The sequence below is a fragment of the Mesorhizobium sp. P2_E6 genome (assembly GCF_056403835.1).
Genome location: NZ_JBFUEQ010000009.1, coordinates 232,020 through 245,770, shown reverse-complemented (window position 1 = coordinate 245,770; position 13,751 = coordinate 232,020). Strand labels below are relative to the sequence as shown.

Here is a 13,751-nt window from a genome sequence, read left to right as displayed (position 1 = left end):
ATGACCGACAATCCGAACCATCTGGCAACGCCTTCCGGCAAGCCGCGCGCGCGGCGTTTCGGCACCGGTTTCGACGGCACACCCGGTCCGTTCAACGCGATCACCGATGTGCCGGGCGTTGCCGTCGGTTACACGACGCTGATTTCAGGCGATGGAGCGCTCGTCGTCGGCCAGGGACCGGTGCGTACCGGCGTCACCGCGATCCTGCCCAGGCCGCGCGCCGATCTCGCCACGCCGGTCTTTGCCGGCATCTTCAGCCAGAACGGCAATGGCGAACTGACCGGCTCGCACATCGTCGAGGAAACCGGCGCATTCAACTTTCCGATCACCATCACCAACACGCATTCATGCGGTGTTTCACGCGATGGCACGCTGCGCTGGATGCAAAGCGTGCTGCCGGCGGCACTCGACAGCGCCTGGGGCCTGCCGGTGGCGGCGGAGACCTTTGACGGCTTCCTCAACGACATCAACGGCCACCATTTGACATCAGAGCATGTTGCGCAGGCACTTGACGGTGCGGCCAGCGGGCCGATCGAGGAAGGCAGCGTCGGCGGCGGCACCGGCATGATCACCTTCGGCTTCAAGGCCGGATCCGGGACCGCGTCGCGCATCGTCGAATGGCACGGCCGCGCCTACACTGTCGGCGCCTTCGTGCAGTCGAATTTCGGCAAGCGCCACAATTTTACGGTTCGCGGCCTGCGCGCAGGGCCAGAGCTTGCCGAGCCGGCGATCCGGCAGGGCGCACCGCGTGCCGAAAAGGGCTCGATCATCGCCGTCATCGCCACCGACGCGCCATTCCTGCCGCATCAGATGAAGCGGCTGGCCCGCCGTGTGCCGCTTGGCGTCGCCATGACCGGCGGCTTCGGCTATCACAGTTCAGGCGACATCTTTATCGCCTTCTCGACCGCCAATGCGAGCGCGGCGCTGGCACCATCCGGCCGCATCGCTAGCGCCGATTTTGTTCCCGACACCGACATCGATCCGTTTTTCGATGCGGTGATCCAGAGCGTGGAGGAATCGATCCTCAACGCCTTGGTCGCCAATGACGACATGAGCGGACGCGACGGCAATTTCGTGCCGGCGTTGCCGAAAGTGTGGCTGAAAGAGAAATTTGGCGGAGGGGATGATTAATACGAAGACGCGGGCCGAATAGCCCGCGTTTCAGACAGTTTTCCTGGAATTGCTCTAAGCGGCTATTCCGCGGCTTTGCTGGGGGCCTGCTGGTTCTCGTCGGCCTCGGCCGCTTCCTCGAGCCGGGAGGCGATCAGTTCCTGAATGTCGCCGACCTCTTCCTGGATATCCTCCAGAGGGATGCCGACCTCTGCCGCCTTGGCAGCGCATTCCTTGGCCAGAGACTCGGCCTGCTTGTCGATCCTGGCGTGGGATGACTGGCAGTGGACCTTTTCGCCTATCCATCCCCGCAAGAACTCGATCGCGTGTTCACTCATACTGCTGTTCCCTGGCGGCAAAGCCGGTTGGTAATCATAAACGCCGACACCCCGCAAAGGATGCATGCTCCCATACGAACCGAGTCGTCGCCAGCCGGCAAGCCGATCTTGTCCAAGGTCCACAGCGTCAAAGGAAATCGAGGGGTCAAGAGCATTCTGTTTCTGAGGGATCGGTACCGTTGGCTGGGATCACGCCCAGCTTTGCGCCACTGTTTCTATTTGCTTTTTTCCGGTTTCCTAGCCGATTTCGTCACAATAGATGGCGCAATCCGTAACACATTTACAGTCGCTTCGGCGGCGCTGCCCTGAGGCGCGCGGGTCGAAGCCGCCGGTATATAGTGACATCCTCACGCAATGTCGACTCTGCTCGCCATCAGGTAGTATCTCAGTTTGAAATCTTGCGATGCGGTCGATGCCGAGACCTGAGAGGCAGATCGACCCAGGGTCATTTCTCTCGCACATAGGTCACTTCGTGAATAATCTCGCGCCCGTCGAACGGATTTTGGGTGGGGGGCGAGGTGTAAGTCAGCGTATGTTCGTCGACTTTGCAGAACCGCACCTGTTCCGTGCCACTCCATGCTTCATTCCAGCTCATGTCGACATGATGGACAACGCGATCTGACTCAACCGTATAGCTGCCCGAATAGGCGAACATCGAGTCGAACAACGCAATCTTCTCTTCGTCGGATGGTGGCAAACGCTGCGGCCGATTGCGATTGTTCCTAAGGATAAAGAAAATGACGCGCTCAGGTGTATAGATGACGATGCCATGAGGTTCCTGACCCAGAGCTGGCTGCCGCTCCCCGGTCGAAACGTCTCTCGTCATCCAAGACGTCATTCGCCAGCTTCCAAGCAGGAGTTCGCGGCGAATTGGTTGAACGGGCATATCTTCAGCCATTGCCCACACCTCCGTTATTCCTTGGCAGAGCGCTCGCTATGCCATCCGCGTGGCCCGGCTTCGGCGCAGTTGCGTCCAACGAGGAGCGCATTAAGGCGATCCACGTCATCCGGGCATGTCTGGACGGCATATGGCATGAAGCCTCCCCCATGCTTTGCGGAAAGCATACAGGAGTTCGGCCCGGATCGCGACCAGCGAGCCTTCAAACCGAGACACCACCCGATCATGCGCATCGACAACGGCGCAGGGAATGCCGCCGCCGCGTCCAGGCCGATAATGTGCTGGAGTTCATGCCGCCATTGACGCTGCCGCAGGGCGAGGTGCGGTTGCAACAGGCTACCCCTATCTTGCCGGAAGCGAAGCCCCATATGCATGGTAGGATCCATTCGTCTTGCTGAGTCCCTGCTTAGGGTAGGAAAAACTGCGAACGACAGGGAAGCTTACCGGATGTCCCTTGGGATCGATCAGGCGACGATCACAGCCTATCTGGAAGTCATCACCATCAATCTCGTTCTGTCGGGCGACAATGTCGTGGTGATCGGCATGGCGGCCGCGGGCCTGGCAAAGGCGCTGCGGCAGAAGGCGATCATCGCCGGCATCGCCGCAGCGGCTGTCATCCGCATCGTCTTTGCCGTGGTGGCCGTGCAGTTGCTGGCGATCCCGGGCATCATGCTGGTCGGCGGCCTGCTGTTGTTCTGGGTCTGCTGGAACATGTTCGGGGAATTGCGATCCGCCGGCGATGCCGATGACGGGGACGGTGCAGACGCCGATCCGACCGTGGCTTTCCTTGCAGCGACACGACCGGCCAAGGCGCTGCGCACAGCGATCGTGCAGATCGTCGTTGCCGACGTTTCGATGTCGTTGGACAATGTGCTCGCCGTGGCAGGCGCTGCCAGCGACGACATGGATGCGCTGGTCTTCGGCCTCATCCTGTCGGTGGTTCTGATGGCGGTCGCCTCGACGCTGGTGGCGGCGCTGCTGGCCAGGCATCGCTGGATCGGCTGGCTCGGCCTTGCGGTCATCGTCTATGTCGCAGGCAGCATGGTGCTGGATGGTGTCGAGCAGTTGAAAGCACTCGACTATTGGACGGTTCTTTCAAGAACGTCGAGCCCGATGGGAGCGTCAACAAGTTAGAGTATCCATGCGGGCCAAGGATTGAGCGACCATTTCTGGATTCGAAACCCCGAAAATCCTCTTGGGCAAAGCCCTCAGGGACTTTCGGCGACCCGCACGATGAGCTTGCCGAAATTCTTACCCTCGAGAAGGCCAAGGAAGGCTCGCGGAGCGTTCTCTATGCCATCCACGATATCTTCCCGGTAGCGAACGCGGCCGGATGCTATCCAGTCGGCCATGTCGCGGTAGAAAGCCGGGCGCTGGTCGACGAATTCACGCTGAATGAACCCCCTGATCGTCAGGCTTCGGTGGAGTACCTGCTGCATCAGCGTCGGCAGCCGATCGATGCCGGACTCCGCGATGACATTGTATTGCGCGATCAACCCGCAGACCGGCACGCGGGCAAAATCGTTCAACAGGGGGAACACCGCATCCCAGACAGGGCCGCCGACATTCTCGAAATAGATGTCGATGCCATCAGGGCACGCCGCCTTCAGCTGCGCGGCAAAATCATCGGCACGGTGATCGACGACCGCATCGAAGCCGAGCTCCTGCCGCACGAAAGCGCATTTGTCAGCTCCGCCGGCAATGCCAACGGCACGCGCGCCCTTGATGCGGGCGATCTGTCCAACGGCTGACCCGACCGCGCCGCTGGCCGCCGCCACGACGACCGTCTCGCCAGGCTTTGGCTGTCCAATCGTGAGCAGGCCGGCATAGGCGGTGAAGCCCGGCATGCCGAGAACGCCGAGTGCCGTGGTGACGGGCGCCGCCGCGGGTTCGAGCTTGCGCAGCCCGACGCCGTCGGACAGTGCAAAGCTCTGCCATCCCGAGTGCGACAGGACGACATCGCCTTCAGCGAAGCCGGCGTGGCGGGATCTGACGACACGCGCAACCGTACCGCCTTCCATCACGCCGTCGATCTCGACCGGCTTGGCATAGGATTTGGCGTCGTTCATCCGCCCGCGCATATAGGGATCAAGCGACAGATAGAGGATCTGCAGGAGGAGTTCGTTCTCCGCCGGCTCGACAATTTTAACCGTCTCGATACGAAAATCGCCTGGCTTCGGCCGGCCTTGCGGTCGCGCTGCAAGCACGATGCGGGTGTTTGTCTGGGCTGACATTTGGGGACGACCTCGCTGTCAAGGACACTCTACTCGAAAAACCGGTTGGGCGGCCGCTTCAGGCCAAGATTCTGGCGCAATGTCGTTCCCTCGTACTGCCGCCTGAAGATCCCCCTACTCTGCAGTTCGGGCACGACCTTCTCGACAAAGTCGTCGAGCCCGGCGGGCAGATAGGGAAACATGATGTTGAACCCGTCGGAGCCCTCGGTGGCCAGCCATTCCTCCATTTCGTCTGCGATCGTTTGAGGTGTACCGACGAAAGCAAGGCCGGAATAGCCACCCAGCCTCTGGGCAAGCTGCCTGACGGTCAGGTTCTCGTTGCGCGCCAGTTCGATGACACGCTCGCGGCCGCTCTTGCTGGCATTGGTTTCGGGGATTTTGGGCAAGGCCGCGTCCGGATCAAAACCGGATGCGTCATGCCCGATCGCGATCGACAGCGAAGCAATGCCGCTCTCGTAATAGACGAGGCTGTCGAGCTTCGCCCGCTTGGGACTGCGCGTCCTCGACGCTGTCACCGACGACGACAAAGGCGCCGGGCAGGATCTTGATGTCGTCGCGCGAGCGGCCGAGTTTCTCCGCACGACTTTTGACGTCGGCGAAGAAACGTTGGCCCGCGGCGAGGTCGGCATGCGCGGCAAAAATGACTTCCGCCGTCTCTGCCGCCAGTTGCCGCCCTGCCTCCGACGCGCCGGCCTGGACGATGACCGGCCAGCCCTGGATTGGCCGGGCGATGTTGAGCGGCCCGCGCACCGAGAGATGCTCGCCCTTGTGATCGAGCACACGCAATCTGGAAGGATCGAAATAGAGACCGCTTTCAGCGTCGCGGATGAAGGCATCGTCAGCGAAGCTGTCCCACAGGCCGGTCACGACATCATAGAATTCCCGTGCCCGCCGGTAGCGCTCGTCATGCTCGACATGTTCGTCGATGCCGAAGTTGAGCGCCGCATCGGGGTTGGATGTGGTGACGATGTTCCAGCCGGCGCGGCCGCCGCTGATATGGTCCAGCGAGGCGAAGCGGCGGGCGATGTGGTAGGGCGCGTCGAACGTCGTCGATGCGGTTGCGACCAGCCCGATATGATCGGTGACGGCGGCCAGCGCCGACAGCAGCGTGAACGGCTCGAACGACGTAACCGTGTGGCTGCGCCGCAGCGCCTCGATCGGCATGTTGAGAACGGCCAGATGGTCGGCCATGAAGAAGGCGTCGAACTTCGCCGCCTCCAGGGTCTGGGCGAAGCGCTTCAGATGCGCGAAGTTGAAATTGGCGTCGGGATAGGCGCCCGGATAGCGCCAGGCGCCGGTGTGCAGGCTGACGGGGCGCATGAAAGCGCCAAGCCGCAATTGTTTCTGTGTCATGAAAATCGTTCCGACCGATCAATATGGTCGAGCGCCATCGCTCGAATCCTGATCTTTAGGATCGGCCGGTCCGCCCAACCCGGGAAGGTATTCCGTTGCGCCGCGTCGGGTTTTTGCAGCAATTCCGTTTTGCGATCCATGACCGCGGCACAAAAAATGGCCGGGCTCGAATGCGGCCCGGCCAAAAGAAGGTTCAAACCTTCAGAGGGGAACACCGCTCAGCGGAATGGGAGGAGACCGCCGAACGATTTTGCCTTTCTGAGCTTATTTCCGCGACTTGGCGACGAATAACGTTCCAAAGAACACGCAAAATGGCGAAAATCCGTTCGGCATCGAGGCTTTGTTATGCATGTCGTCCGCCTAAAACCGGGGCCACTTTTGGGCGACATGCTTTGGGCTTCACGGGCGCTCCGCTCCCGTCTGGAGAAGATCGGCATAGTGGCGGCGCGCCACGTCGGGATGCGAACGCAGACGGCTTTTCAGGACATTAGTGCCGACATCGCGGAACAATGGGTTGTCCGGGTCGCTTGCCGGTCCGCGTGCTTCGGCCGCCAGTTCCTCGGGCAAATTCAGCAGCGGTATCGTCGCATCCAGCCGCGCGCTGAAGAAGAAGGGAACGGAAATTCGCTCGACGCCGGCAGGCGGGGTCACGACGCGGTGAACGGTGGCGCGCAGATAGCCATTCGACGCCAATTCGAGCAGTTCACCAATGTTGACGACAAGAGTTCCGGGGAGCGGGTCCACATTCACCCAGCTGCCGTCATATTCAACCTGCAGCCCCTTGTTGTCGTCCTGCAGCAGCAGCGTCAGGAAGCCGCCATCCTTGTGCGCGCCGACACCCTGGTCGCCATCCGTCGCGTCACGCCCGGGATAACGCACGATCTTCATGCGATGATTGGGCGAGTCCCTGTAGATCGCGTCGAAGGCGTCCTCGGGCTGATCAAGCGACAGCGCGAAGGCTTTCAGCAGCCGGATCGCCACAGCCGTAGCCCTGGTCTGCCATGCCAGCAGCGCCGGCTTGAGATCGGGCAATGCCGAGGGCCATTGGTTCGGTCCTTGCAGCCGTGTCCAAGGCGCAATTCCCGGCCCTTGCGGGATGGGCTGGCGCTCGACGCCGATGTCGAGTTGTTCACGCCAGTCGGCAGCGCCCTTGGTCAGTTCACCGCCGGCGCGCGTGTAGCCGCGAAACTGCGAGGACTTGACCATTTCGATCGCCAGCTTGTCGGTCTCCGGCAAGGCGAAGAACCGGCGCGAGGCATCGAGCACTTCATCAGTCTCTGACGCCGAAATTCCGTGGCCGCTGAGATAGAAGAAGCCGACGTCGCGGGCCGCCGTGCGCAGATCCAGGAGAAAGGTGCGGTGCTCGGACGCTCCTTGTTCGAGACGGCTCAGATCGAGTACCGGCACAATTCTGGGCATGGGCAGGTTCCTTCTTTTCGCCGCCCTTGCCGAGGAGAAGTAGAAGCGACCATCGGCAAGCACTCGAGGCGTGGACGTGCATCCAAGGTGCCACGCAGGGGCAGCCGATCAAAGCAATGGGCACCCCAATCTCGGCGCCAACGGAAGAAAGTCAGCGCTGCATATTGTTTCCCGAGGGCAAAATAATATCCCAACGGATGTTTCATGCATGTTGCGACGAGACGTAGATCGGAGACGTTTATGCGGACTTCCGCATGAACTGAAGGCCCGGCAGGTTGGCCGTTGCGCCTGGATCCCTCCTCACGCCGCCTGTCTGATGACTTCAAGCCAGCCCGAACGTCTCCACGGCGCGCATGATGCCGCGCAGTTCGGCGAGGCCTTTCAGCCGGCCGATCAGCGAGTAGCCGGGATTGATCCTGGTCTTGCCGATATCGTCGGCAAGCAGGTGGCCGTGATCGGGGCGCATCGGGATGCGCCAGTCGGCGCGGCCTTCCCTGCTGCGACGCGCCTCTTCCTGCATCAGTGCGAGGATGACATGCGCCATGTCGGTGCCACCCTCGAGATGCTCGGCTTCATAGAACGAGCCATCCTCCTCGATGGTGATGTTGCGCAAATGGGCGAAATGGATGCGGTCGGCGAATTCCTTGACCATGGCGACGATGTCGTTGTCGGCGCGCGTCCCGTAGGAGCCGGTGCAGAATGTCAGGCCATTGGCGGGGCTGTCGACGGCGTTGAGAATAAAACGTGCATCCGCGGCGGTCGAAACGATGCGCGGCAGGCCATAGAGCGAGAAGGGCGGATCGTCAGGATGGATGCACATGCGCACCCCTTCCTGCTCGGCCACCGGAATGATCTCGCGCAGGAACCAGGCAAGGTTGTCGCGCAATTCCTTCGGACCGATCGCATCGTAGTCCGCCAGGGCCTCGCGAAAACTGTCACGGTCGTAGCTGCGCTCTGTTGCCGGCAGGCCGGCGATGAGGTTGCGCTCGATCCTGTCGATCTGCTCGTCGCTCAATTCCCTTAGTCGCGTTTCCGCCTCGGCAATGCGGGCGGCGCTGTAGCCGGCCTCGGCATTCCTGCGTTTCAGCACGAACAGGTCGTAGGCAGCGAAATCGATCGCATCGAAACGCAGGGCGTAGCCCGTCGTCGGAAGCCGATAGGCCAGATCGGTGCGGGTCCAATCGACCACGGGCATGAAATTGTAACAGACCGTTGTGATGCCGGCCTTGGCAAGGGCGCGGATCGTGTCGCGATAGTAGCCTGCGTAGCGCTCGCGCTCCGGCGCACCGATCTTGAAGGAATTGTGGACGGGAATGCTCTCGACGACCGACCACGTCAGCCCTGCCGCCTCGATGATCCGCTTGCGCTCCAGAATGTTCTCAAGCGGCCAGGCGCGCCCGTCATAGATGTCGTGCAGGGCGGAAACGATGCCCGTCGCGCCCGCCTGCCTGACATGATCGAGCGTCACCGGGTCGTTCGGTCCATACCAGCGCCAGCATTGTTCCATTACGGCTTTCCTTCTGCGAGGACGGCAACCTATTGTTGGACCGCAATGAGTGTCAAACTAAAGCGCGTCGCGTTTGAGCGGATTCAGGCGACGCGCTTTAGGTCCTTGTTTTTATGGATGTCGTTGCCCGAAAACCGGGGCCAGTTTTGGGCGACATGCATTAAGGACCACAGCAAATAACGGAGTACCCGCAATGAAGGATTTCGACGGCAAGGTCGCTCTGGTGACGGGTACGACCGGGATTGGCCTCGCAAGCGCTATACGCCTGGCGGCAGGTGGTGCCGCGATCATCGCCTGTGGCATCGACCGCGCGGCCAACGCGGCGATGCAAGCGCAACTGGAAAGCTCCGGGCCAGGCGTGCTGGTCATAGACACCGACGTCTCTGTGCCGGATCAGGTTCGCGATGCGGTCGCGGCCGGCGTCGAGCGGTTCGGCGGCCTCGATATCATCGTCAATTCGGCGGCGGTCCATCCATACGGAACAGCTACCAGCACCGATTTCGAGACCTGGAACAAGGCAATGTCGGTCAATGTCGGCTCGATCTACCTGACCGCGCATTTCGGCATTCCGGAAATGATCCGGCGGGGCGGCGGAGCCATCGTCAACGTGGCCTCGGTGCAGGGTCACGCTTGCCAGCAGAATGTCGCCGCCTATGCGACGACCAAGGGGGCGATCCATACGCTGACGCGCTCGCTGGCGCTCGACTACGCGCGCTCCGGCATCCGCGTCAACTCCGTGAGCCCCGGCTCGATCCGCACCCCGATCCTGGAAAAAGCGGCACGCGGCGAAAACGGCACCGATGCGGATGTCGAGGCCGCCTACAAGCGCTTCGGCGAAGCGCATCCCATCGGGCGCATCGGCGAGCCGGAGGAAGTGGCGGAACTCATCGCCTTTCTGTGTTCGGCCAAAGCCGGTTTCTGCACCGGAGCGGACTACAAAATCGATGGCGGCCTGACTGCCGGCATCGGCGTGAAATAGAGCCATGTAGATCGGTTTTGGCCTTTACCGGGAGTCGCCGACATCTGACGACCTCCGGCGCGACCGCTTTTGGCGGGCGCGGCGTGAAGTCTTCATCGCCAAACTCGCAAGTTTCTTGCCACCGCGAACCTCGACCAACACCGACTTCGGGTTTTTAAACAGATCTAGCTCGGCATCTGGGCGCCTCGCGAGCGCTGCGGCCGTGGTCGCGGTAGCTTGCCCGGTTAGGGCGGTGGCTGGCACCCCGAGCACGGGGGAACGGCATTCTCGATGAGCTGGACAAGCCGGTAGACGACCTTGTGGAGCCGGTCCTGATAGCCAGAATGACGTCGAACCCGTGCAGTACTATCGATGGAGGCGGCAGCGTGTATGGAGGCGGCGGCGTGGATGGCGCGTGGTTTGCCGTCGCTACTGGCGTCGAGGCCGCTGGCGCCGGAGACGTTTTCACCAATCCTACTGGATCCGCTTCTATTGAAATCCCGTAAAACGCGAAGGCTCCGGCATTTGTTGGAGCCTTCGCAAAGAATTTCAGGGCCGAGGGATAGGGCCTTTCGGCTGACGTCATTCCTCGGTGCCGGATCGAGCCGGCTGCGCTTGCGGCGGTGGCTCCCATCCAAAAACACTGCGTCCGCCCAGCATGTGCGACTGGTCGAACTCGCCTGCCACGATTTCCTTCAGGCTGGGACCGGTGACATAGCGCTCGACCTGGCGTGACTGGTCGTCCAGCCGTCTCAATGCATCGATTTCCTCGGTGCGGCCGAGCTTGGCCTTGTGAACGGCCGATTTCAGCACGCCGATCGTCTCGTCATAGACTTTCAGCGGCACGGGGAACGGGTGCCTGTCCTTGCCGCCATGGGCCAGCGAGAACCGGCCGGGGTCCGAGAACCGGCATGGCGCTCCATGCACGACCTCGGCCACCATCGCCAATGCACGCACGGTGCGGGCACCGACGCCTGGCACCAAGAGCAGCTCCGGGAAATCCGCAGGCCCGCGTTCGACGGCGGCGGCGATATTGCCGTGCAGGCGGCGCATGACGACATCGCTTTCGCGGACGTCGTGATGGGCCGGCATGATCAGATGCGGCAGCAGGGGCTGCGCGGGAGCGGGTGGCGAGCCGTGCTCCAGCAAGGCGAACTCTTTCACGATGCGATCGGGACCCAGATCCCGCAGCAGCTCCAGTTGGCCGTGACGCGAAGCATCGGCGCGCCGGTCGGTCAGATTGACGATCTCGCCCTGATTGGCGCCTTCGATCGCGGCATGCGGCTGGTCGACAAAGCTCGTCAGCCCCTCGGACAGCCAGTGGTAGCGACGCGCCACCTTGCTGTCGCCGTTCATGCCTTGTTGCACCACGACCCACTCGCCATCGTCGGTAACGATGAAGCCATGAAGGTAGAGGTCGAAGCCGTCCTGAACGGCGGCGCTATCGACCTTGGCGACCAGCCGACTGGCCTTGGCCAGGCCCGACCCGTCGAAACCGACGCGCTCGCCGATCAATGTCAGTTCGTGCGGAGTCTTGCGCGAATGTGCGCCACGTCCGCCACAGACATGGATCCCGAGTTCGTCGGAGAGTGGAGACAGGCCACGTTTCAGGGCGCCGACAACGCTTGTCGTGATGCCGGAGGAATGCCAGTCCATCCCCATCACCGCGCCGAAAGACTGGAACCAGAACGGGTGTGCCAGGCGGCGCAGCAATTCGGTGCGACCATAGTGATGGATGATCGCCTCGCACATCACCGCCCCAAGGCGCGTCATGCGATCACCGAGCCATTTGGGCACGCGACCGCCATGCAGTGGGAGATCAGCACTTCCAGATCGTTGCGCCAATTTCTGCCGCCCGCGTTGCTCGTTGATAAGAGATAGGTGTTGCGCACCTGTCAGGGAAGCCAATCGTAGGAACGATTTGCACGGAAACCCGTTTGCCCTGACTGGAAACAGGATGAGCAAAATGGTCGCCCCGCGTGCTGCCTGGAAGGGTTTTTTGAAGGTTGGTTCGGTGTCCTGCGGCGTGAAGATCGTCGGCGCCACCAGCGAGGCGTCGAAGGTTCATTTCAGGATATTGAACCGCAAGGACGGACTCCCGGTCAAAAGCGTCTACGCCGACGAGGACACTGGAAAGCCGGTCGACGCGGAAGACCAGGTGAAGGGCTTCGAAGTCGAAAAGGATGAGTTCCTCCAGATCGAGCCCGACGACATCAAGGCGCTCAAGCTGACGTCGAAGCATACGCTCGAGGTCGGCGAGTTCGTGTCGATTGACGAGGTCGATACGCGCTATCTCGAGAAACCCTACTATTTGATCCCGGCCGATGGAGCTGCACTGGAGGCCTACTGCGTGATCCGCGATGCCATGAAGAACAAGGGCGTCGCTGCACGATCCTGCGTCGTGCTGTATCAGCGCGGCCGCGAGGTTCTGATCCAGCCCTATGGCAAGGGCATGGTGATGACCGAGCTGCGCAACCACAATGAAATGGTCTCGCAGGACAGCGTGTTCGATGGCTTGAAGAAGCAGAAATATGATCCCGAGCTGCTTGAAATCGCCGGCATGCTCATCGACAAGAAGGTGACGACATTCGATCCTTCGAAGTTCGAGGACACCTACGAAGATGCGCTGATCGCCATGATCGATGCCAAACGCAGGGGCAAGCAGCCGCCGAAGCCCGCGCCGAAGCCGAAAGAGAACGTCATCAACCTGGCCGAGGTGCTGAAAAAGAGCCTCAAGCAGGAAGGGTTGGGGCCGCCTACAAAGAGCGCCTCGCCGAAACGCAAGATTGCTTAGCACCTGTCGTCGCTGGCACGCGCCAACACGCTAGAATTGATCGAAGTGGAGAACGGCAGCCACGTGGTAGGCCGGCACGGTTGCAGCCTTCGGGGTGGCGCTGGGCCGTGCCGGCCAATGCTGGGGCTTCGAGGGACCAGCAACGATCAAAGTACAAGCATATTAGCAATCTCGCAATTAAGCCAAATGGCCTATCCTGCGCGCATATCGCGAAGGATGCGCATGCGGGTCCGCTCGCCATCGCGTTTCGCAGACGATCTCATTCATAGCGGAACTACAGCAATTTTCCCCAAGCCCTGGACACCGCAACGCCGCAAGTTGTGGCGGCAATGTTCCGACGCCGACACGGGCCTCCATCGCAAAATTCCACTAGGCGGCGCTCTTGCGGCGGGCGAGCGCGACAATGGCCGGCAGGGCTGCTCAGGCAGTTTGGTTCGTTTAGCTGGAAAGGCATAGGACGATGACGATTTCTCCGTTTCTCACCGCTCTCGGATCCGAAGGTCCCCCAGCCGACCGGGCGAAAGACATGGCCCTGTATGGATGGCTGGTTGGAAGTTGGGAAATGGATACGGTCCACCACCTCGACGACGGCACAACGCAGAAATGGAATGGAGAATGCCATTTTGGCTGGGTGCTTGGAGGCCGCGCGATCCAGGACGTTTGGATCAGGCCCAAGCGGCCTGCGCCGTCAACGATGTATGGCACGACATTGCGCATCTTCGATCCTGGGATCGATGGCTGGCACATCATATGGAACGACCCGCTCAACCGGGATCACTCGCACCAGGTCGGGCGGACCTAGGGGAAGGACATCGTCCAGCTCGGCAATGACTCGCGCGGTTTGAAAACCCGATGGCGTTTCACCGAGATCACTGCCGACAGCTTCCATTGGATCGGCGAGGAAAGAGATTCCGAGAGCGACCCCTGGCAAATCACCTATGAACATTTTGCGCGCCGGCAAAACCCTGAAGCCAGGTAGCCGTCGAAAGGAAAGGCCGTCGTTTTCCCACAAACGACGGCCCCATGCTTGCCTGCCCCACCACCCCCCAGACAGCATGAAACTCCATTAGAGCAGGCTAAAGTTTGCCGTCTATAAACTTTGACATAGAGGGGCGGAAAGATTTTGCCGCCCTGATTGGC

Annotated in this window: 11 protein-coding genes and 1 pseudogene; 5 read left to right on the top strand and 7 right to left on the bottom strand. The window is 61.4% G+C overall.

The genetic code is table 11. The features are described from left to right. Window positions 1-1,131 carry a DmpA family aminopeptidase gene (locus tag AC1D08_RS23415; RefSeq protein WP_457151390.1) on the top strand — a complete coding sequence of 377 codons (1,131 nt, stop codon included), beginning with the start codon at window positions 1-3 and terminating at the stop codon, window positions 1,129-1,131. 62 nt (window positions 1,132-1,193) lie between these two features. On the opposite strand, the gene AC1D08_RS23410 is transcribed toward AC1D08_RS23415, so the two are convergent. Together AC1D08_RS23410 and AC1D08_RS23405 are read right to left on the bottom strand one after the other, a co-directional pair. Further along, complete coding sequence (locus tag AC1D08_RS23410) at window positions 1,194-1,448, bottom strand: hypothetical protein (RefSeq protein ID WP_457151391.1); 255 nt, start codon at window positions 1,446-1,448, stop codon at window positions 1,194-1,196. 445 nt (window positions 1,449-1,893) lie between these two features. Further along, window positions 1,894-2,346: a lipocalin-like domain-containing protein gene (locus tag AC1D08_RS23405; protein ID WP_457154309.1), complete on the bottom strand. Its 453-nt coding sequence runs from the start codon at window positions 2,344-2,346 to the stop codon at window positions 1,894-1,896. Window positions 2,347-2,793: 447 nt separating this feature from the next. On the opposite strand from AC1D08_RS23405, the gene AC1D08_RS23400 reads away from it, so the two are divergent. Next, window positions 2,794-3,480 carry a YjbE family putative metal transport protein gene (locus AC1D08_RS23400; protein ID WP_457154310.1) on the top strand — a complete coding sequence of 229 codons (687 nt, stop codon included), beginning with the start codon at window positions 2,794-2,796 and terminating at the stop codon, window positions 3,478-3,480. 74 nt (window positions 3,481-3,554) lie between these two features. Here AC1D08_RS23400 and AC1D08_RS23395 read toward each other — a convergent pair whose 3' ends face one another. The 4 genes and pseudogenes from AC1D08_RS23395 to uxuA all read right to left on the bottom strand — a co-directional run bounded on the left by AC1D08_RS23395 (window position 3,555) and on the right by uxuA (window position 8,859). After that, window positions 3,555-4,580: an NADP-dependent oxidoreductase gene (locus AC1D08_RS23395; RefSeq protein WP_457154311.1), complete on the bottom strand. Its 1,026-nt coding sequence runs from the start codon at window positions 4,578-4,580 to the stop codon at window positions 3,555-3,557. 29 nt (window positions 4,581-4,609) lie between these two features. After that, window positions 4,610-5,933: pseudogene (locus AC1D08_RS23390) on the bottom strand (LLM class flavin-dependent oxidoreductase). Window positions 5,934-6,332: 399 nt separating this feature from the next. Continuing rightward, the gene (locus AC1D08_RS23385) at window positions 6,333-7,352 is read right to left on the bottom strand and encodes an isopenicillin N synthase family dioxygenase (RefSeq protein ID WP_477424182.1); all 1,020 of its coding nucleotides are present in this window, start codon (window positions 7,350-7,352) and stop codon (window positions 6,333-6,335) included. 322 nt (window positions 7,353-7,674) lie between these two features. Next, the gene (gene uxuA / locus AC1D08_RS23380) at window positions 7,675-8,859 is read right to left on the bottom strand and encodes a mannonate dehydratase (protein ID WP_457154360.1); all 1,185 of its coding nucleotides are present in this window, start codon (window positions 8,857-8,859) and stop codon (window positions 7,675-7,677) included. A 193-nt stretch (window positions 8,860-9,052) separates the two neighbouring features. On the opposite strand from uxuA, the gene AC1D08_RS23375 reads away from it, so the two are divergent. Next, window positions 9,053-9,838: an SDR family NAD(P)-dependent oxidoreductase gene (locus tag AC1D08_RS23375; RefSeq protein WP_457154361.1), complete on the top strand. Its 786-nt coding sequence runs from the start codon at window positions 9,053-9,055 to the stop codon at window positions 9,836-9,838. A gap of 561 nt (window positions 9,839-10,399) precedes the next feature. Here AC1D08_RS23375 and AC1D08_RS23370 read toward each other — a convergent pair. Beyond that, on the bottom strand, window positions 10,400-11,662 hold the full coding sequence (locus AC1D08_RS23370; RefSeq protein WP_457154996.1) for a DUF763 domain-containing protein: 1,263 nt from the start codon (window positions 11,660-11,662) through the stop codon (window positions 10,400-10,402). 112 nt (window positions 11,663-11,774) lie between these two features. Here AC1D08_RS23370 and ku point away from each other — a divergent pair, with 112 nt between their 5' ends. Continuing rightward, window positions 11,775-12,611, top strand: a complete 837-nt coding sequence (gene ku, locus AC1D08_RS23365; protein ID WP_477424180.1) for a non-homologous end joining protein Ku — start codon at window positions 11,775-11,777, stop codon at window positions 12,609-12,611. Window positions 12,612-13,173: 562 nt separating this feature from the next. After that, window positions 13,174-13,413, top strand: coding sequence for a hypothetical protein (locus AC1D08_RS23360; protein WP_477424178.1), 240 nt, complete (start codon window positions 13,174-13,176; stop codon window positions 13,411-13,413). Window positions 13,414-13,751: the final 338 nt, after the last annotated feature.